Source organism: Streptomyces doebereineriae (genome assembly GCF_031845645.1).
GTDB classification, from domain to species: domain Bacteria; phylum Actinomycetota; class Actinomycetes; order Streptomycetales; family Streptomycetaceae; genus Streptomyces; species Streptomyces canus.
The window spans coordinates 64,911-83,348 of record NZ_JAVREZ010000018.1 but is presented as its reverse complement, the minus strand read 5'-3'; the positions used below and the strand labels follow the sequence as shown (position 1 = coordinate 83,348).

Below are 18,438 nucleotides of genomic sequence, written 5' to 3'. Positions count from 1 at the left end.
CGTCGACCCCGCACCGGCTGAAAGCGCCCCGCGGGCGAACGAGCGTAAAGAGGAGTCGTCACCGCCCGGTCAGCCGGCAACGGCGGACCGGGCGGGAGCGTGTTCGGGCCTGCGGCCGTCGACCCGCACCTCGGCGTACCTGAGCGCGGTCTTGTCCAGGACGGTTCGCCGCTGTGGCCGCGCGGCGGAGGGTGTCGGCAGGGTGAACCACACGGCCTTCCCCGACTCGCCGTCCGGCCGAACGCCCCAGCTCTCGCTGACCGCGGCGACCATCGCGAGCCCTCGCCCGCACGTGGCGAGCGGCTCGGTGTCCTTGATGTCGGCCACGACCGGCAGACGCGGGTCGTGGTCGTGCACCGAGACCGTGAGCCGGTCGAGCAACAGCTCGATCTCCACGGTGCACGTCTTGTCGGGCTGGGCATGGCGGTGGACGTTGGTCAAAAGCTCCGTCACACCGAGCACGGCCCGGTCTATGAGGGGATCCATATGCCAGTACCGCAACTGCGCGGAAAGGATTCTGCGGACCTGGCCGATCCGCGACGGCAGGGCTTGAAGCTCCACCGTGCAGTGCCTGCTCGGATAACTGATCACGGCTGCGACTCCCCGACGTGAGGTCCGGAAGAACACGGAGTTCGGATCGATCCAGCAGGTGCCTGCGTGCAACGGCCGCCTGCTGTCGTGCCCGGCGGGCTGGTTCGCAGCGTGATCGCCGGTTAACCCAGAGTGATGTGAGATCAGCGTGACTCAGGAGGTGCGGTACCGCAACTCGCGGTGATTCAGCCGCTACGCCCGGCAGCCCTGCGTACGGCCTCGATGAACCGGCGTGCGGCGGGCGGCCCCGGCTCGCCCGGAGCGGGGTCGTGATCGCCCAGGGTCAGCAGATACCGGTTGCCGTTGAGGTCCGCGAGGGCCCGGTCGTCCGCCGCGAACCAGGGCTTGGAGGCGCGCACCGCCTGTACGGGTGCGCTGTCGATCTCGCTGCCGTAACTGGTGAGCAGTTCCAGTCTGCCGTCGTTGATCCGGACCTGACCGGCCCGGGTGAGCGAGCGCAACCTCTTCCCGATCCGCACGCCCGTAGCCGTGAACTCCGGCTCCGCCATGCCGCCCCGCCCCCTTGTGCGCGTCGGTGTGCCGGCCCGTCGCTCCCGTGTGGGCCGAGAGAGCCGGCTCCTGTCGTGATCCAGTGTGCGCCCCCGTGCGAGACGTCCGTCCCGTCCGGTGCAGTCTGCCCGCCACGGGCGTCCAGCACCAGTGCGCATGACATCTCGCCCGGGGCGCCCGGAGCACTCGTTCGAATGCGCCCCCTTGGTCGCGTTCCGTGGTGACCCCAGGGTGTCTTTGAGGCTCTCAAAGGTGTGTTTATGCAGGTGAGAAGCGTGCGGAAGGTGTCTATGATCGAACCATCGGCCGCGCGACGCGCCGTCGGCGCGAAGTGTTAGGAGCCCGCCGTGAGCACCCCTCAGCAGACCCGGACCGGCGAAACCCTCGATATAGACCGCAGCGACACCGCCTATCGCGGCTGGCTCAAAGAAGCCGTCCGCAAGGTCCAGGCCGACTCCAACCGCTCGGCCGACACCCACCTTCTGCGCTTCCCGCTCCCGGAGATGTGGGGCATCGACCTGTATCTCAAGGACGAGTCGACCCACCCGACCGGCAGTCTCAAGCACCGGCTCGCCCGCTCGCTCTTCCTCTACGGCCTGTGCAATGGCTGGATCCGACCGGGCCGCCCGGTGATCGAGGCGTCCAGCGGCTCCACGGCCGTGTCCGAGGCGTACTTCGCCAAGCTGATCGGCGTGCCCTTCATCGCGGTCATGCCGCGCACGACGAGCACCGAGAAGATCCGCCTCATCGAGTTCCACGGCGGCCGGTGCCACTTCGTCGACGACCCGCGCACGATGTACGAGGAGTCCGCCCGCCTCGCGGTGGAGACCGGGGGCCACTACATGGACCAGTTCACCTACGCGGAACGGGCCACGGACTGGCGCGGCAACAACAACATCGCCGAATCCATCTTCCGCCAACTGGAGTTGGAGCGTTTCCCGGAGCCCGCGTGGATCGTCGCCACGGCCGGCACCGGAGGCACCTCGGCGACCATCGCCCGGTACGTCCACTACATGCAGCACGACACCCGCATCTGTGTGGCCGATCCGGAGAACTCCTGTTTCTTCGAGGGCTGGACCACCGGCGATCCGGACGTCACGTGCGACTGCGGCTCGCGCATCGAGGGCATCGGCCGGCCGCGCATGGAGCCCAGCTTCGTGCCCGGGGCGATCGACCGCATGATGAAGGTCCCGGACGCGGCCAGCGTGGCCGCCGTCCGCGCACTGGAGCGGACCATCGGCCGCAGGGCGGGCGGCTCGACCGGCACCGGACTGTGGAGCGCTCTGAAGATCATCGCCGAGATGGTGGCCGAAGGACGCCGGGGGAGCGTCGTCACCCTGCTCTGCGACCCCGGCGACCGGTACCTGGACAAGTACTACTCGGACGCGTGGCTGGCCGAGCAAGGCCTGGACATCGAGCCGTACACAACGGCGATCGCCTCACTGCTGGAGACGGGGGTCTGGCCCGGCCAGGTCTCTTCCGGCAGGTCCTAGTTGTACTGAACCACAGGGTCGTTCACACAGCTGATCGGTCGCTGGCCGCCTGGTGAGGTGCAGGCGGTTCCCGACGGCCTTGCGCGGTCCGTCACCGGCAAGCGAGCCGGGCCGGGGCCCTGGGGGACGCCCCCGCTAGGACCCCTGCGCCGCGAGCCGTCGGTCCAGTGTCCGGACCGCGTCCCGGAAGGCCCGCCCCAGGCCGGCGCGCCCGAGCTTTGCTACGACACGGAAGGCCGCCGTGCCGTCCACGGCGAACGTCCAGCGCACATGGGTGCCCGCCCCGGCGGGAGTGAGCCGCCACTCCTCGGCGATGGCGCGGGCACCGGGAGCGTTGGCCACGTCGACGCGGTAGGCGTACAGCTCGGGGGCCTTCGCCGCGAGGACCGTCTCCTGGAAGCGCCCGCCGCCCTTGAGGTGGATCTCCCGGGTCGAGCCGTCCCCGGTCGAACGGGCCAGCGTCACCGCGGAGAACCATTCCTCCCACCCCGGTACGTCCTCGGCGAGCGCCCGGTGAACGGCCTCCGGCGGGGCGGACATCTGCTGAGCGAACACCAGCCGTACCGGCGCGGTCCCGATGAAGTCGAGCCCCACCTCACGCAGTTGGTGAACCATGGACACACCCCCCAGGTGGCGAACGGGAAGTGTCACCCTAACTGACGCTCAGTCAGCTGTCTGTACCGTCAACGGACTCACCGGCCACGACCAGCCGCCGCAGATGCTCGGAGACCTCCGCGCGCGCCCCGGCAGGCAGCCCCGCGTCCGTGACCAGCGTGTCGACCTGCTCCAGCGAGGCGAACGAGCTCAGACCCACCGTGCCCCACTTGGTGTGGTCGGCGACCACCACGACCCGTCGCGCCGACTGCACGAGCCGCCGGTTGGTCTCCGCCTCCGCGAGGTTCGGCGTCGACAGTCCGGCCTCGACCGATATGCCGTGCACACCGAGGAAGAGCACGTCGAAGTGGAGCGCCCCGATCGCCTGGTCCGCCACCGGGCCCACCAGCGAGTCGGACGGGGTGCGCACACCGCCGGTCAGCACGACGGTCGCCGCGCCCTGACGGGGGCCCGTGGTGCGCTGCGCCGCGTGGAACACGTCGGCGACCCGCACCGAGTTCGTGACGACGGTCAGATCGGGCACATCGAGCAGATGATGGGCCAGCGCGTACGTCGTCGTACCGCCCGACAGCGCGATCGCGGTGCCCGGGGCCACCAGCTCCGCCGCCGACCGCGCGATGTCCTCCTTGGCGGTCAGCTCCAGACCCGACTTCGCCTCGAAGCCCGGCTCATGGGTGCTCGCCTCGACCACCGGGACGGCGCCGCCGTGCACCTTCTCCAGCACACCCTGGCGGGCCAGGGCGTCCAGATCACGCCGCACCGTCATGTCCGACACGCCGAGCTTGCGGGTCAGCTCGTTGACGCGCACCCCGCCTCGGCGCCGGACCTCGTCCAGGATCAGGGCGCGCCGCTGCTCCGCGAGGAGGTTCTGATTCTCACTCACGTACGCTCCGGTCCTTTCGCCTGCCGTCCGACATGCCCTGCGCACCCTCTCCCACAAGCACATTTTGCCCGACCCTGGTGCGCGGGACGTCCCATACTCGCACGGGCCCCGGCGGGAAGTGCCACCGACCGCCCCGTCGCGCTCCTGCCAGCGGGGTGACACCCGGGCGCCGGCTGTCACCCGGATCGGGGAGATTCCGTGACGAGGGGTGTGCGCACCGCGCAGACCGGAGATCCTGGTGTCCGCACGGACAGATGCCGAGAGCGCGTCACGGGGGAAGTGCGACCACAGTGGAACCTGTCACGACCATGGGCGGGGACGGCTCGGCCGCCCGGCCAGAAGAATCCGGAACCGCCCTGGAACTCCTGGTCCACGGAGTGGGCGGCACCACGCCGGAGAAGATGCTCGACGATCCGCGCACGGTGCGGATCACCGGCGACGACATCGCGGCCGTCTTCCGGCGCGCCGACGACGTCGACGCCGAGAAAGGACCGCGCGACGGCCGCACCGGCCCGGTGCCCGAGGCGTACGTCTGGTGCAACCTCACCTCCGGCAACGGCACCCGTGCCCTGTGGCTGCTGTTGCTGCCGTTCATGGTGGTCAACCTCGCCCACTGGATGCGCCCCACCGCACGCGGCCGCAAAAGGACCGTGCGCCTCTACGGCCTCCTGGTACGACTCGCCGGTCTGACCTTGACCGTTCTGCTGGTCGCCGCCGCCTGCGAGGTCGCCCTGGACCTCGCGGCCTGGCAGTGCGCGGGCACGCGCGCGTGTGCCGAGTCGCACTCCTGGCTGGGCTTCCTGTCGCCCGACGTGTCGGACGGCGGCTGGTGGAGCAGGCCGGGCCGCCGCCTCGCCCTCGCGGCCCTGGTCCCGGCCGCGCTCACCGGCCTCCTCTGGTACCTGTCCCATCGCACCTGGAGCGCCTACGAGTCCCAACAGCCCATGTCCCGCGAGGGCGACCCGGAGGAGGACAACGGCCGCACCGCGCTCGGCCGGCCCGGCTTCTGGTACGGCCGCCGCCTGGTCGCCCGTCTGCGGGCCGCGCACACCGCTGCGGGCCTGCTGACGATCGCCGCGGCGGTCAGCTCGACGGCGGCCCGCTTCGACCGCGCACCGGGCGGCCCCGCACTGCTCGACACGCTCGGCCGGATCCTGGAGACCGGTCTCGTCGCCGGCGGGGTCGCCGTCGTCTGGGTGGTGTGCCGTCGCGGCCGCAGCGAGAGGTATCTCGACCGGCACCTCGACGAGCACCTCGTACGACGTCTGCCGCTCGCCGCGCTTGTCCTGCTCGCCCTCGCCGCGGTGTACGCCGGGTGGGCGCGGCCCGGGTGGGAGTCGCACGGCAGGCTGTCGGGGGACGCCACCTTCGGCGGCATCGCCTTCGTGCAGGGCCTGCTGATCATCGCCCTTGCCGCCGTCGCCCACCTGCTGTACCGCACGCATCCCGACCCCCGCTCCGCGATGCGGGGCCTCGGCGGACCGGCCGTGGCGATGCTGGCCTGCGCCCTCGGCGGTGTGATGTCCGGCGGCGTGTCGCAGCGCGTGGCGGACTGGCTGGACGGCACCGGCGCGACCATCCTCGGGCCGCCGGTCCTGCTGACCTGGCAGGCCTCCGTGATCCCGCTGGTCCTCGTCGTGCTGCTGGGGCACTGCGCCTGGCTCGGCCGGCGCACCTTGCGCTCCGGCCGGGCCCAACTGGGCACGGTGGAGAGCGAGTACCCCGCAGAGCCCAAGGACGCGGCACGGACCCGCCGTATCGCCCGCACCCGTGCGATGGCGGCGCTGACGGACCGGGGGCCCCGTCTGATCGGGGTGACGTCGGCCAGCACCCTGCTCCTGGGCGCCGGAGCGCTCGTGGGCGCCCTGACCTCCCGCAAGACACCGGGCAAGGCCGCCGAGGGGGCGTACGCCTTCGTCGAGAGCGCCGCGGAGACCGCGCAGGCCCTCGGCTCCTGGCTGATCGGACTCGGCTTCATCCTGTTCGTCACCTGGGGCCGCCGTGCCTACAAGGACCCCTCCGCGCGCCGGACCATCGGCATCCTCTGGGACGTGGGCACCTTCTGGCCGCGCGCCGCCCACCCCTTCGCCCCGCCCTGCTACGCCGAGCGCGCCGTACCGGACCTGACCTGGCGGATCGCCACCTGGACCCGGGCCACGCGCGGCCGACTGGTCATCTCCGGCCACTCCCAGGGGAGCGTGCTCGCGGCCGCGGCGGCCTGGCAGCTGGAGCCGGCCGTCCGCAAGCGGGTCGCCCTGCTGACCTACGGCTCTCCGCTGGAGCGTCTCTACGGCCGCTGGTTCCCGGCCCACTTCGGTCCGGCCGCGCTCACCGCGCTGCACCACGACGTGGACTGCTGGCGCAACCTCTACCGGCTCACCGACCCCATCGGCGGCCCGGTGCGGCTGCCCGGCGACTGCGGCCCCGAGGTGGACCGGGAACCCTTGAAGGACCCCCTCGCCTACGGCCGTACCGATCTGCATCCGCTGCCCGCGCAGATCCTGGGCCACTCCGACTACCAGGCCGACCCGGTCTTCGCCGAGGAACGGGCGAAACTGCTGGGCCGGTTGCAGCCGGACGTACCGGGTCCGCGGTCTCAGGACGACTCGGGCAGATCCTCGGCGTAGAGCAGGGTCAGGTCGTCCGTGGTCGGGTCGTCCACGTGGGCGACCCGGCTCGCGTGCCGCTCCACCATCGCCTCGAAGGTCTGGCGCGCGGTACGGCCGTTGCCGAAGGCGGGGCCCTTGGGCAGCACCGTGAAGTACTTCTGCAGAGCCTCCGCGGCACCCGGCGCCAGCCGGTACTCGTGCTCCTCGGCCTGCTGCTCCACGATGCTGAGGAGTTCCTCGGGGTTGTAGTCGCTGAAGGTGATGGTCCGTGAGAAGCGGGAGGCCACACCGGGGTTGACCGACAGGAACCGCTCCATCTCGGCGGTGTAGCCCGCGACGATCACCACGACCGCGTCCCGGTGGTCCTCCATCAGCTTCACCAGCGTGTCGATGGCTTCCTTGCCGAAGTCCCGGCCCGAGTCCTCCGGCGACAGCGCGTACGCCTCGTCGATGAACAGCACTCCGCCGCGCGCCTTGTCGAAGGCCTCCTGGGTGCGGATCGCGGTGGAACCGATGTGCTCGCCGACCAGGTCGACGCGGGACACCTCGACGAGATGGCCCTTCTCCAGGACACCGAGGGAGGCGAGGATCTCGCCGTAGAGCCGGGCGACCGTCGTCTTGCCGGTGCCGGGGGAGCCGGTGAAGACCAGGTGGCGCTTGACGGACGCCGCCTTGAGGCCCGCCTGCTGGCGGCGCCGGCCCACCTCGATCATGTCGGTGAGCGCTCGCACCTCGCGCTTGACGCTGTCCAGGCCCACCAGCGCGTCGAGTTCGCCGAGAACGGCCTTCGAGGTGCGCGAGGGCTTCTCCGGCTCCGCGGGGACGACCAGCGGCTCCTGCTCGGTGATCCGCTGCCCGGGGATCGCACCCAGCAGGCCGGTCGATCGGGACTCGGTCTGTACGGCGGTCTCGTGGGCCGCGGGCGGGGTCAGCCCCCCGCTCTCGTCGCTGGTGCAGTCCTCGACGACAGGACCCGCGCCGGCGGCCGCGTCCGGGGCGTCCGCGAACTCGTAGCCCCCGCGCGCGCAGCGCTCGGTGCGGCACTTCTTGAGCGTCGTACGGCAGCCGTCTATCACATGGAAGCCGTACCCGCCGCTGCCCGTCACCCGGCAGTTCAGGAAGCTGCCGCGGCCGCCCGCCGACACGTAGAAGCCCGCCTCGGCGGGGGACTCGACCGTGCAGCGCTCGATCGTCGGGTCGGCGCCCTTGGTGACGATCACGCCGGTCTGGGTGGCGTCCACGGTGCAGTTGTTGAGGGTGCCGCCGCTGCCGTGGTCGCGGAACCAGGCGCCGGTCGCCGCATCCCGGATCCGGCAGTCGTCTAGTTGCGCGGTGGCGCCGTCGCTCACCGACACGGCCGTGTTGCGGACCTGGGAGATGTCGCTGTCGACGACGTCCGCACGGGAGCCGCGGTCCAGGACGAACAGGGCGTCCGGCACGTCGTGCACCCGGCAGGAGTCCAGTACGGCGGTGGCGCCGTCGCTGACCCAGACGGCCGGGTAGTCGCCGGTGCTGTCGAAGATCTCGCACTGGTTGGCGTCCACGCGCGTGCCCGGATCCCACACCGAAAGGCCGTTGCGCCCGAACTGACGGACCGTCGTGCGGGTCAGGGTGAGCACCGAGCGGGAGCGCAGGTCGACCGCGTTCTCCGGGATGTCGTGGATACGGCAGTCGGCGAGGGTCAGCACGGCGTCGGTGTCGAGCGTGACGCCGTCTCCGGTGGTGCGGTGCACATCGCAGTCGGTGAGGTGGGCGGTGGCCCGGCCGGTGATCTGCACGCCGCTGCCGCGGACCTCGTAGACCTCGCAACCCACGGCCTCCAGCGCGGAGTTCTCGCCGGTGGCCGACAGTCCCGCGCCGGAGGTGTGGTGGACCCGGCAGCGCTCCAGGCGGGGGTGGGCGCCCCCACGCACCGCGATGCCGGACTGGCCGGCCGCCACGATCTCGCACTCCTCGAAGACTCCGCCCGCGCCGTCCAGTACGGCGATGCCGATGCCGGCCGGGTTGTCGACGGTGCAGCGCCGCACGGTCGGGCGGGCTCCGCCGCGGACCTCGATGCCGGCCGCGGACCGGGTGACGACCCGGATGTCGGCGAGCTCCGGGGTGCCCTCCTCGACGAGCAGGGCGGGCGCGGCGGCGTCCTGGCCCTCCACGTGCAGATCCTGCACCACGGCGGAGGCGCGGACCGTCAACGGCACCCCGTCCAGGGGCGCGATGCGCACGGAACCGGGCGAACCTTCGGGGCCGCGCAGGGTCACCGCCCGCTGCACGACCAGGTTCTCCCGGTAGGTGCCGGGCGCGACCGTGAGCACGTCGCCGTCGGCCGCGGCCTCCAGGGCGGCGGCGAGGGACGCGTACTCACCCGTGCGGCGCCGCCACCGCGATGTACCGGTGTGCGTCACCTGGACCGTGCCCTGTGCCATGGCGTTGCTGTGCCCCCACCTCGACGTACGCGCGTTTGTGCTGCCGAAGAACCTCGGCCGGTCCACCGTAGCGTGCGCGCGGGTGATGGGTTGACCAGAGCCGTAAGGCCGTCAGCTGCCGGTGCCGGCCCGGCCCCAGTCCGGGCCCGCGCGGTCCCAGGCCTGGTCCCAACGGGCGTACCGGCGACGGACCATGCGCCAGACGGCGAGCCGCCTGCCGCCCTCGATCAGGCCCGCGGTCAGCAGTGCCGCTCCTGTGCCCGCGAGGACGGCATGGGTGGTGGCGGTCGCGGAGTCCAGCGGCCGGGCCGCTATGCGTCCGTGAAGGTCCGTCCACAGGCTGAAGTGGTCGCCGCGGTGCGGGGTCTGGAGGGCGGCCATCACCGTGCCCTTGTGCGGGGTGCCGTCCGGCGCGGTCCAGTCGGCCACCACCCGGCTGCGCACATCCCGGCCCGAGGCGGCCTCGGGGTCGGCGTCCAGCGGCGAGCGGTCCAGTTTGCGGATCACGGTCGCCGTCACCAGCCGACGGGATTCCTGCTGCTCACGGACCGACCGCTGCAGCGCGTCCTGGGCCACACCCCCGGTGACGGACCCGATCACCGGTCCGACGACCAGGATCAGCAGCAGGGCCAGCAGGCCCACCCAGGCCTCGGCCAGGTCTGTCCCACGGCGCAGCGGGTTGCGCCGCCAACGCCAGAGTCCGCTGATCGCTCGCACCGTCCGCACCCCCTTCCCGCTCCGTGATAACCCCAGGCGGAGTCGTTCACGCGCGGGACCGGCCGAAGAGAGAGCGAAATCACCTGCGGCCGGGTCCTCTCATGAACTCCTCATGAAAGTCCCAACGTGCAGGCCCCCGGGCGGTGTTCCCGTGGCCGGGGCCCGGGTCGATCTTTGACGGAACTTTGTCCACCGCCGCCGCGCCGACCCACTGCCCGCCTATTCGAGAATCCTGACCGGGTCGCCGACCCGGATCGTGCCGCGGGACCGGGGCACCAGATTCTGTCCGAAGACGAGCTTGCTGCCGAAGCGGCGGTGCCGGCCCAGGGTGTGCAGGGGCTCCTTGCCGCGGACGGCGGCGGCCTGGTCGGTGGTGGTCACCACGCATCGCCCGCACATCTTGGCCACCCGGAAGGTCACGTCCCCGATCGCGAGGAGCTTCCAGTCGTCCTCGGCCCAGGCGTCGGTGCCGCCCACGACGACGTTCGGCCGGAAACGGTTCATGGGCAGGGGGCCCTCGGCCGCGTGCCGGCCTTCGGAGATCAGGGCGTTGAGGGCGTCGAGGGAGGCCGCGGAGACGAGCAGCAGCGGATATCCGTCGGCGAAGGTGACGGTCTCACCCGGCAGCGCGTACTCGGGTTCGACCGGGCGGCGGGTGGCGGGATCGTCCATGTGGACGAGGCGGGTCCGAGCGCCGAGGTACTCGCTGCACCACGCGTGCGCGGCCGCGTCGGCGGCGGGTACCCCTTCGATCTTGTCCCCGAAGAGATCCAGCGTGATGGTCTCGGCCGACGCGGGGACCGGCACGGTCAGTGGATCCATGCCGGGCGCGGACAGAACGACGCCGCCGCCGGGCAGCAGCTCGGCGGCGGCCAGCGCGAGGCGCGGCTGCTGGCGTTGTGTGACGACCTTTCCCCCGTCGTCGACCAGGGCCCAGCGCCGGTCTCCGGCCAGCCCCCAGGGCTCCACCTCGGCCTCCCGGGGTGTCAGACCCCGGAACGCCTTGACCGGATGGACGTGGATCGACAGCAGCTGCGCATTCCCCATGAGGCCATCGTGCCAGGTGGCACCGACAGCCCGGGAGGGGAATCAGTACCCGCGGTACTGCTGGTTGTTGTACGGGTCCTGGTAGGGAGCCGCCGGAGCGGGCCGGGGAGCCGCGGGGCGCATCGCCTCGTAGCCCGTGCCCATGCCGGGACCGGCCGGACGCGGCTGCTGCTGCTGTTGCGGCCCGGGATAACCGCGAGGCGCGGCCGCCTGCTGCGGGATGTACGCCCCGGGCGCCTGCTGCAGCGGAGAGGGCTGCTGCGCCTGCGGGTAGCCGTAGGAGGAGTAGGAGGGACCCGCGGGAAGAGCGGGCAGTCCGGACGACAGCGCGGGCAGGTTGCTTGCCGGGACGTCGTACGCGGCAGGGACCCGGATCGGGGCGATCTGCGGGGTGCCCCGCTCGGCCACGAGCGAGTCGTAGATCGGAGTGTCCGGGAAGGAGGCGGAGTAGTAGCCGCCGCCATAAGTGGAGCGGGGGGAGGTCATGGCACATAAGTTAAGCCCACGATGTGCTGGTTGGGGAGACCGATAAGAGGGTTGTTTTCCGTGTCCGCTGTGACGTGGGATCCCCAATGCGAGCGAACTCGGCAAAAAAGGACGCCAATCCAGGTCCGATCCGTGTAAAGGCCGAGTTCCCGGCGGGTTACCGGCGGTTGACCGGCGATCTTCCTGTCCGTGGGATGGGAGTTCGCTGTCCCGGGGGAATAGGTTGAGCGGGTAGAACTCGAAGGGCCGCCGGGGCGCGTCCTGGACTGCCGACACCTGATGGGGGCGGACATGTCAATGTCGAAAGGGTCGAACGCTCCGGTGCCCACGACGGCACTGCGCGTCGAATTGGGCTGGCGCTCGGGACCGGGAGTCCCCGACGCGGATGCCTCGGCCCTGCTGCTCGTCGGCGGAAAGGTCCGCTCCGACGCCGACTTCGTCTTCTACAACCAGCCGCAGCACTCCTCCGGAGCGGTCCGCCACGAGGGCAAACGGACAGACGGCGGCCGGGTGACCGACACGCTGGTCGTCGACCTCGCGCGCGTGGAGCCGTCGGTGGAGACCGTCGTACTCGCCGCCTCGACGGACGGCGGGACCTTCGCTCAAATCCCGGACCTCTATATCGAAGTACGGGACGCCGCTCAGGGCACGGTGGCGGCGCGGTTCGACAGCGCGGGTGCGACTGTGGAAACCGCTTTCGTTCTTGGGGAGTTCTATCGCCGTCAGGGCGCTTGGAAGTTCCGCGCCGTCGGTCAGGGCTACGACAGCGGACTGGAAGGTCTGGCAACGGACTTCGGTATCACCGTGGAGGAACCCCAGCAGGCAGCCCCCATGGCCCAGCCGCCCGCTCCCGCTGCGCAACCGGTCCGCCTCTCCAAAGTCACCCTGACCAAGTCGGCTCCTTCGGTCTCCCTCGCCAAACAGGGCGGCACCTCGGGCGCGATGCGCGTGAATCTCAACTGGCAGGTACGCAAACAGTTCTCGGGCTGGGGCAGCAAGCGCGGTCGCGCGGTGGCCATGCACGCCGACCTCGACCTCGATCTGTGCGCCCTCTACGAGCTCGCCGACGGCCGCAAGGGGGTCGTACAGGCGCTGGGCAACGCCTATGGAGCCCTGCACCAGCCGCCGTACATCCACCTCGACGGCGACGACCGCACCGGCGCCCTCGCGAGCGGCGAGAACCTCACCGTGAACCTCGACCACAAGCGGGACTTCCGGCGCATCCTGGTCTTCGTGACCATCTACGAGGGGGCCCGTTCCTTCGCCGACCTGCACGCCACGGTCACCCTTCAGCCGCAGTACGGCGCCCCGATCGACTTCTCCCTCGACGAGTGCACGGTGCCCTCGACGGTGTGCGCACTGGCCTTGATCACCAACACCGGCGACGACCTGGTCGTCCAGCGCGAGGCCCGCTATCTGGTGCCCGACCGTGGGGTGAGCCCGCAGCGGACGGTGGACCACGTCTACGGCTGGGGCATGAACTGGACTCCGGGCCGAAAATGAGGCCTCACCCCTCCTCGCCCGCGACGGCGTCCGGGCGCGCGTAGGTCCGGCCCTTCCAGGCCGCGCCGCGCCCCCTGTAGTGCTGCACCGCCGAGTCGACCGTCATCAGGAGATAGAGGAACGCGGTGAACGGCAGCAGAGGAGCGAGCCACAGCGGCTGCCGGTAGTAGCGGAGCATCGGGACGTACGTCCCCGTCATGACCAGCCACGCGAGAACACCGGGCACCACGGTCGCCGTACTCCCCGCAGCCAGACCCGTGAGGACGGCGACGGGCGGCACCAGATAGACCAGCGCGAGCCCGGCCACCGTTGCGAGCAGCACCAGGGGGTTGTGGCGGAGCTGGGCGTAGGCGCTGCGCGAGACCATCCGCCACAGGTCGTGCAGCCGGGGATAGGGGCGCACGCTGTCCACCCGCTCGGCGAGGCCCAGCCAGATGTGGCCGCCCCCGCCCTTGACGGCTCGCGCGAGGGCCACGTCGTCGATGACGGCCTGCCGGATGGCGTCCGGGATCCGCGCACGCTCGGCGGTTTCGGCGCGCAGCAGGACGCAGCCGCCCGCCGCGGCAGCCGTACGAGCCCCCTTCCTGCCGATCCGGCGGAACGGATACAGCTGCGCGAAGAAGTAGACGAACGCCGGCACCACGAGCCGCTCCCACAGGCTCTCCACCCGCAGCCGGGCCATCTGCGAGACGACGTCGAAGCCCCCGGCGTGCGCGGCGGCCACCAGCCGCCGCAGGCTGTCCGGCTCGTGGGCGATGTCGGCGTCCGTCAGCAGCAGGTACTCGGGTTCACGCGCGCGTGCCAGGCCGATACCGTGGCGCACCGCCCAGAGCTTGCCCGTCCATCCCGGCGGCGGCTCGCCCGGCGAGGACACGGTCAACGGCAGCCCGCCCCGAAGGCGCGCCAGCTCGCGGGCCAGCTCCCCGGTGCCGTCCGTGCTGCCGTCGTCGACGAGGAAGACCTCCACCCGGCCCGGATAGTCCTGGGCCAGGAGAGAAGGAAGGCTCGCGGGCAGCACCTCGGCCTCGTCGCGAGCAGGCACCACCACACCCACCGAGGGCCAGGCCTGCGGATCCCGCTCCGGCGGGAGTCTGACATCCGTGCGCCAGAAGAAGCCCTGGCAGAGCAGCAGCCACAGCCAGGCGGCGAGGGATACGGCGGCGGTCCACGCGATGGCGCTCACGCGCGCAGTCTGCCCCACGACACAGGCGCTCAAGGGCACATCGTCTATCGTGGCCGGGTGAAGATCGCGCTCCTGGACTCCGGAATCGGCCTGCTGGCGGCCACCGCCGCGGTACGGCGACTGCGCCCCGACGCCGATCTCGTGCTCTCCCTCGACCCCGACGGCATGCCGTGGGGCCCCCGGACGCCGGACGACATCATCGGGCGCGCTCTGACCCTCGCCGAGGCCGCCGCCGCCCATGGTCCCGAGGCCCTGATCATCGGCTGCAACACCGCCACCGTGCACGCCCTGACCGCCCTGCGCGCCCGCCTCGAGCCGGATCTACCGGTCATCGGCACGGTCCCCGCGATCAAGCCCGCGGCGTCCGGCGGCGGCCCCTTCGCCATCTGGGCGACGCCCGCCACCACCGGCAGCCCTTACCAGCGCGGCCTCCTCGACGAGTTCGCCGACGGGGTACCGGCCACCGAGGTGCCCTGCCACGGCCTCGCCGAGGCGGTGGAGCACGCCGACGAGGCCGCCATCGACGCCGCCGTCGCCGCGGCCGCCGCCCTGACCCCCGAGGACGTGACAACCGTCGTCCTGGGCTGCACCCACTACGAACTGGTCGCCGAGCGCATCCGCGCCGCCGTCCAGCGTCCCGGCCGTCCGCCGCTCGTCCTGCACGGCTCCGCCGGAGCGGTCGCCGCCCAGGCGCTGCGCCGGATCGGCGAGCAGCCCGCGCCCGAGGCCGCGGCCACCGGCACCCTCACGGTGCTGCTGAGCGGACGCGAGGGAAGCGCCCTGCCCACGCCCGCCCTGGCCTACGCGGAAGGCCGGCTCCTGTACACGGCGATACCCGCTCGCTGACCGCTGCGGGCGGCCGGAGAGCCCCACCCGGAGCAGTCACTCTGCGCGACGAGGTAGCCGCATGGCGAAACCTGAGTAACCTCGTAGGCATGAGGGACCACCCCCACGGCGAGCAGACCTCGCACCACACCGACGTCTGGACCGGACGAGCCTCCAACCGGGTCCAGTGGCTGCTGGCGCTCGGCGGCGCCGCGATCGTGGCGCTCGGCGTCGAGCTCGCCGTCGACTCGGCGTGGACCTCGGGCGTCGCCCCGCTGGTCATGTCCGTGGTCGGCTGCATCGCGGCCGGGCTGCTGGTCCTCTTCCTCACGCTCGGCTTCGTCCATGTCGCCCTCAAGGTCGACATGGAGTGCCTGGAGGTGCGCTGCGGCCACATCGGCGTGCCGCGCCGGCGGATCCCGCTGGCGCACGTCGCCGGTGCCGAGTTCGCCCCCCACGTCAACCCGCGCCAGTGGGGCGGCTGGGGCTACCGGTGGCGCCCCGAGAAGGGGACCGCAGTCGTCGTACGCCGTGGCGAGGGTGTGGTCCTCCAACTGTGGGACGGGCATACGTTCACGATCACCGTGGACGACGCGGAGTCCGCCGTACGCGTCATCCGCGACCGGCTGCGGCCCGGCGCCACGGCTCCGCGAGCCTGAGCACAGGCCGATCGGTCACTTCGGGGCCGGTTCCTCGGTGAGCGGGTGGGCCGTCGCCAGACCCGCCAGGAGCCCCGCGCCCACCGACACCATCGTGAAGCTCAGCGCGTTGCCGACCGCGGCGATCGCCGCCAGCGCCGTCAGGGCCGCGCCCGCGGTGAGGACGACAGGCGTGGGGCGGGGAGAGCGCCACAACGCGTACAGCAGCCAGCAGAAGGCCGCCCCCAGCAGAAGTACCCCGACCAGCCCCTGCTCGGCGGCCATCTGAAGCGGTGCCGAGTGAGGTTTGCCGTCGGGCAGCAGTGACTGGGCCGCCGTCGTGCTGAGCTCACCGAAGCGGCCCGGTCCCACCCCGAGGGCGGTGTTCTCGCGGGCCAGGCCCAGAGCGTCGTGCCACAGGCCGATGCGGTGCGGGGTGAGCCGGCCGCGCAGCGACTCGGCGAGTCCCTCCGGTACCGCGTTCCCGGCCACCGCCCAGGTCAGGCCGGTCACCGCGGTCGCGGCGAGGAGGAGACCGGCGATGCCCGGACCGCGGTGGTTCATCTGGCCCGCCGCGAGGGAGCACAGCAGCACCGCCCCACAGGTGACCAACCCGGAAGTCGACCCCAGGGCGGCCGAGGCCGCCGCGATGCCGACGGCCATCAGACGCAGGAGGAGCCGCAGGGCGGGCGATCCGGTGGTCCAGGCGGCGCAGCACGCGGCGCCGGTGGCGAGCGTCAGCAGGGCGGCCATGGCGCCCGCGTGACCGAGCGGTGCGACGATCTCGGGGCCCGGCGTGAGGTGGGGGAGCCCCACCGCCAGGCCCAGTCCGGTCAACGCGGCGGCGCAGGGGGCGGCGACCGGCAGCAGCGCCCCCGAGATCCGACCGGCGGCATACCCCGCGGCCACGGCCAGCAAGGCGAGCAGGACGCCCTCCGGACGGCCGTCGTGCGCGGCGGCGGTGATCAGCGACCAGGTGGTACTGGCTCCGAGCACCAGCACGCCCACCGCGTCGGAAACGTTTCGTCTGTCGCCGTCCTCCGTAGAACCGGCCACAGACGTCATCCCCGTGGAACCCACCCCGCCCCCCGAAACCCCGGTCCCCCGACCTGTGGTCCTCGCCGCCCGCCCGCAATCGGCCCGTACGACAGGGACTCCGGCACACGGTAACGGCTGATGGGTGATTTGTGGACGAGTTGCGCGGGGTTGCCCGGCCACCTCACGGTTCAGCGCCCGGCCACGGGCCACGGTCACCACGCGGACCGCGCTGTCGACGCCAAGGTCAACGGCCGTACACTCCCGGAGTGACCGTCACCGCAACTTCCGTGGACGAGTCGGACCAGCTGGAACCGCAGTCCGCGCGCGCCTCCCGCTGGGCCGCCCGGCTCCGCCGTCTCGTCCCGGCCGCCGCCGCGGCGCTCTCCGGAGTGCTGCTGTACGTCAGTTTCCCGCCACGCACCCTGTGGTGGCTGGCCCTGCCCGCCTTCGCCGTCTTCGGCTGGGTGCTGCGGGGCCGCGGCTGGAAGGCGGCCTTCGGTCTCGGCTACCTCTTCGGCCTGGGCTTCCTGCTGCCGCTGCTGGTGTGGACCGGTGTGGAGGTCGGCCCCGTGCCCTGGATCGCGCTTGTCGCGGTCGAGGCGGTCTTCGTCGCGCTGGTCGGCGTCGGCGTCGCCGCGGTGTCGAAGCTGCCAGGCTCGCCGGTGTGGGCGGCGGCCGTGTGGATCGCCGGAGAAGCGGCACGCGCGCGTGCGCCGTTCAACGGCTTTCCCTGGGGCAAGATCGCGTTCGGACAGGCGGACGGCGTCTTCCTGCCGCTCGCCGCGGTGGGCGGCACGCCCGTCCTGGGCTTCGCCGTCGTCCTGTGCGGGTTCGGCCTGTACGAGATCGTTCGGCTGGTCGTGGAGCGGCGGGGGACCGGTGCCGTACGACGTCCGGCCGCGGCCGTGGCCCTGCTGAGCGTGGCCGTCCCGGTGGTCGGGGCGCTCGCGGCCCGGACGCTGGTGAGCGACAAGGCCGAGGACGGCACCGTCACCGTTGCGGCCATCCAGGGCAACGTGCCGCGCGCGGGGCTGGAGTTCAACGCCCAGCGGCGGGCCGTGCTCGACTACCACGCGCGCGAGACCGAGCGGCTGGCCGCCGAGGTGAAGGCCGGCAAGATCGCGAAGCCCGACATCGTGCTGTGGCCGGAGAACTCCTCCGACGTCGACCCCTTCACCGACGCGGACGCGGCCGTGGTCATCGAGCAGGCGGCCAAGGCCATCGACGCGCCGATCTCCGTCGGCGGCGTCGTCGAACGGGACGGCAAGCTCTACAACGAGCAGATCCTGTGGGACCCGGCCAAGGGCCCCACCGACACCTACGACAAGCGGCAGATCCAGCCGTTCGGCGAGTACCTTCCGCTGCGCTCCCTCGTCGGCGCGATCAACAAGAACTGGACCACCATGGTCCACCAGGACTTCAGCCGGGGCACCAAGCCGGGCGTGTTCCAGATGGCCAACGCCAAGGTCGGTCTGGTCACCTGCTACGAGGCCGCGTTCGACTGGGCCGTGCGCTCCGAGGTCACCGATGGCGCGCAGTTGATCTCCGTGCCGAGCAACAACGCGACCTTCGACCGCAGCGAGATGACCTACCAGCAGCTCGCCATGTCCCGGGTGCGTGCCGTGGAGCACAGCCGGACTGTCACCGTGCCGGTGACCAGCGGCGTCAGCGCGATCATCATGCCGGACGGGAAGATCACTCAGAGGACCGGGATGTTCGTGGCCGACTCGCTGGTGCAGAAGGTGCCGCTGCGGTCGACACAGACCCCGGCGACCCGGTGGGGCATCCTGCCCGAAATGGCCCTTGTGCTGGTCGCCGCGGGCGGTCTCGGCTGGGCGATCGGCGCCGGAGTGCGAGGGCGTCGCGGCTAGGGTCGG

Annotated in this window: 16 protein-coding genes; 6 read left to right on the top strand and 10 right to left on the bottom strand. The window is 71.9% G+C overall.

The genetic code is table 11. The annotated features are described in order from the left end of the window. Positions 1-69 precede the first annotated feature (69 nt). Together RNB18_RS38540 and RNB18_RS38535 are read right to left on the bottom strand one after the other, a co-directional pair. The gene (locus RNB18_RS38540; protein WP_280855777.1) at positions 70-591 is read right to left on the bottom strand and encodes an ATP-binding protein; all 522 of its coding nucleotides are present in this window, start codon (positions 589-591) and stop codon (positions 70-72) included. A gap of 185 nt (positions 592-776) precedes the next feature. Next, positions 777-1,100 carry a hypothetical protein gene (locus tag RNB18_RS38535; protein ID WP_057617772.1) on the bottom strand — a complete coding sequence of 108 codons (324 nt, stop codon included), beginning with the start codon at positions 1,098-1,100 and terminating at the stop codon, positions 777-779. A 348-nt stretch (positions 1,101-1,448) separates the two neighbouring features. On the opposite strand from RNB18_RS38535, the gene RNB18_RS38530 reads away from it, so the two are divergent. Then, on the top strand, positions 1,449-2,594 hold the full coding sequence (locus tag RNB18_RS38530) for an L-cysteine desulfhydrase Cds1 (protein WP_311718730.1): 1,146 nt from the start codon (positions 1,449-1,451) through the stop codon (positions 2,592-2,594). A gap of 135 nt (positions 2,595-2,729) precedes the next feature. Here the strand turns inward: RNB18_RS38530 and RNB18_RS38525 are convergent, their stop codons facing one another. Further along, positions 2,730-3,209 (bottom strand): SRPBCC family protein, encoded by a 480-nt coding sequence (locus tag RNB18_RS38525; protein WP_311718729.1) that lies wholly within the window; start codon positions 3,207-3,209, stop codon positions 2,730-2,732. A 52-nt stretch (positions 3,210-3,261) separates the two neighbouring features. Continuing rightward, the gene (locus RNB18_RS38520) at positions 3,262-4,092 is read right to left on the bottom strand and encodes a DeoR/GlpR family DNA-binding transcription regulator (protein ID WP_057617769.1); all 831 of its coding nucleotides are present in this window, start codon (positions 4,090-4,092) and stop codon (positions 3,262-3,264) included. A 308-nt stretch (positions 4,093-4,400) separates the two neighbouring features. Here RNB18_RS38520 and RNB18_RS38515 point away from each other — a divergent pair, with 308 nt between their 5' ends. Continuing rightward, on the top strand, positions 4,401-6,719 hold the full coding sequence (locus RNB18_RS38515; RefSeq protein WP_311718863.1) for a hypothetical protein: 2,319 nt from the start codon (positions 4,401-4,403) through the stop codon (positions 6,717-6,719). On the opposite strand, the gene RNB18_RS38510 is transcribed toward RNB18_RS38515, so the two are convergent. From RNB18_RS38510 to RNB18_RS38495, 4 genes are all read right to left on the bottom strand, one after another. Beyond that, positions 6,689-9,124, bottom strand: coding sequence for a right-handed parallel beta-helix repeat-containing protein (locus tag RNB18_RS38510; RefSeq protein ID WP_311718728.1), 2,436 nt, complete (start codon positions 9,122-9,124; stop codon positions 6,689-6,691). The genes RNB18_RS38515 and RNB18_RS38510 overlap by 31 nt on opposite strands. Positions 9,125-9,235: 111 nt before the next feature. Next, a complete protein-coding gene (locus RNB18_RS38505) occupies positions 9,236-9,841 on the bottom strand; it encodes an Rv1733c family protein (RefSeq protein WP_311718862.1) in 606 nt (201 codons plus the stop codon). A 219-nt stretch (positions 9,842-10,060) separates the two neighbouring features. Further along, positions 10,061-10,888 carry an MOSC domain-containing protein gene (locus RNB18_RS38500; protein WP_311718727.1) on the bottom strand — a complete coding sequence of 276 codons (828 nt, stop codon included), beginning with the start codon at positions 10,886-10,888 and terminating at the stop codon, positions 10,061-10,063. 42 nt (positions 10,889-10,930) lie between these two features. Then, positions 10,931-11,374, bottom strand: coding sequence for a DUF6643 family protein (locus RNB18_RS38495; protein WP_311718726.1), 444 nt, complete (start codon positions 11,372-11,374; stop codon positions 10,931-10,933). Positions 11,375-11,671: 297 nt separating this feature from the next. Between RNB18_RS38495 and RNB18_RS38490 the strand changes: the two genes are divergently transcribed. Continuing rightward, a complete protein-coding gene (locus tag RNB18_RS38490; protein WP_311718861.1) occupies positions 11,672-12,877 on the top strand; it encodes a TerD family protein in 1,206 nt (401 codons plus the stop codon). 4 nt (positions 12,878-12,881) lie between these two features. Here the strand turns inward: RNB18_RS38490 and RNB18_RS38485 are convergent, their stop codons facing one another. Beyond that, positions 12,882-14,060 carry a glycosyltransferase gene (locus RNB18_RS38485; protein WP_311718725.1) on the bottom strand — a complete coding sequence of 393 codons (1,179 nt, stop codon included), beginning with the start codon at positions 14,058-14,060 and terminating at the stop codon, positions 12,882-12,884. Positions 14,061-14,117: 57 nt separating this feature from the next. On the opposite strand from RNB18_RS38485, the gene RNB18_RS38480 reads away from it, so the two are divergent. After that, entirely contained in the window at positions 14,118-14,906 is a 789-nt protein-coding gene (locus RNB18_RS38480; protein ID WP_311718724.1) for a glutamate racemase, read from the top strand. Between the two features lie 89 nt (positions 14,907-14,995). After that, positions 14,996-15,544 (top strand): hypothetical protein, encoded by a 549-nt coding sequence (locus RNB18_RS38475; protein WP_311718723.1) that lies wholly within the window; start codon positions 14,996-14,998, stop codon positions 15,542-15,544. Positions 15,545-15,559: 15 nt separating this feature from the next. Here RNB18_RS38475 and RNB18_RS38470 read toward each other — a convergent pair whose 3' ends face one another. Beyond that, positions 15,560-16,588 (bottom strand): O-antigen ligase family protein, encoded by a 1,029-nt coding sequence (locus tag RNB18_RS38470; protein ID WP_311718722.1) that lies wholly within the window; start codon positions 16,586-16,588, stop codon positions 15,560-15,562. 239 nt (positions 16,589-16,827) lie between these two features. On the opposite strand from RNB18_RS38470, the gene lnt reads away from it, so the two are divergent. Next, the gene (gene lnt, locus RNB18_RS38465) at positions 16,828-18,432 is read left to right on the top strand and encodes an apolipoprotein N-acyltransferase (protein WP_311718721.1); all 1,605 of its coding nucleotides are present in this window, start codon (positions 16,828-16,830) and stop codon (positions 18,430-18,432) included. Positions 18,433-18,438 lie beyond the last annotated feature (6 nt).

Coding starts and splice junctions, on each gene's coding strand:
- RNB18_RS38535 (WP_057617772.1), bottom strand. CDS start 1,100: ATGGCGGAGCCGGAGTTCACGGCTACGGGCGTGCGGATCGGGAAGAGG.
- RNB18_RS38525 (WP_311718729.1), bottom strand. CDS start 3,209: ATGGTTCACCAACTGCGTGAGGTGGGGCTCGACTTCATCGGGACCGCG.
- RNB18_RS38515 (WP_311718863.1), top strand. CDS start 4,401: ATGGGCGGGGACGGCTCGGCCGCCCGGCCAGAAGAATCCGGAACCGCC.
- RNB18_RS38510 (WP_311718728.1), bottom strand. CDS start 9,124: ATGGCACAGGGCACGGTCCAGGTGACGCACACCGGTACATCGCGGTGG.
- RNB18_RS38500 (WP_311718727.1), bottom strand. CDS start 10,888: ATGGGGAATGCGCAGCTGCTGTCGATCCACGTCCATCCGGTCAAGGCG.
- RNB18_RS38495 (WP_311718726.1), bottom strand. CDS start 11,374: ATGACCTCCCCCCGCTCCACTTATGGCGGCGGCTACTACTCCGCCTCC.
- RNB18_RS38490 (WP_311718861.1), top strand. CDS start 11,672: ATGTCGAAAGGGTCGAACGCTCCGGTGCCCACGACGGCACTGCGCGTC.
- RNB18_RS38475 (WP_311718723.1), top strand. CDS start 14,996: ATGAGGGACCACCCCCACGGCGAGCAGACCTCGCACCACACCGACGTC.
- RNB18_RS38470 (WP_311718722.1), bottom strand. CDS start 16,588: ATGACGTCTGTGGCCGGTTCTACGGAGGACGGCGACAGACGAAACGTT.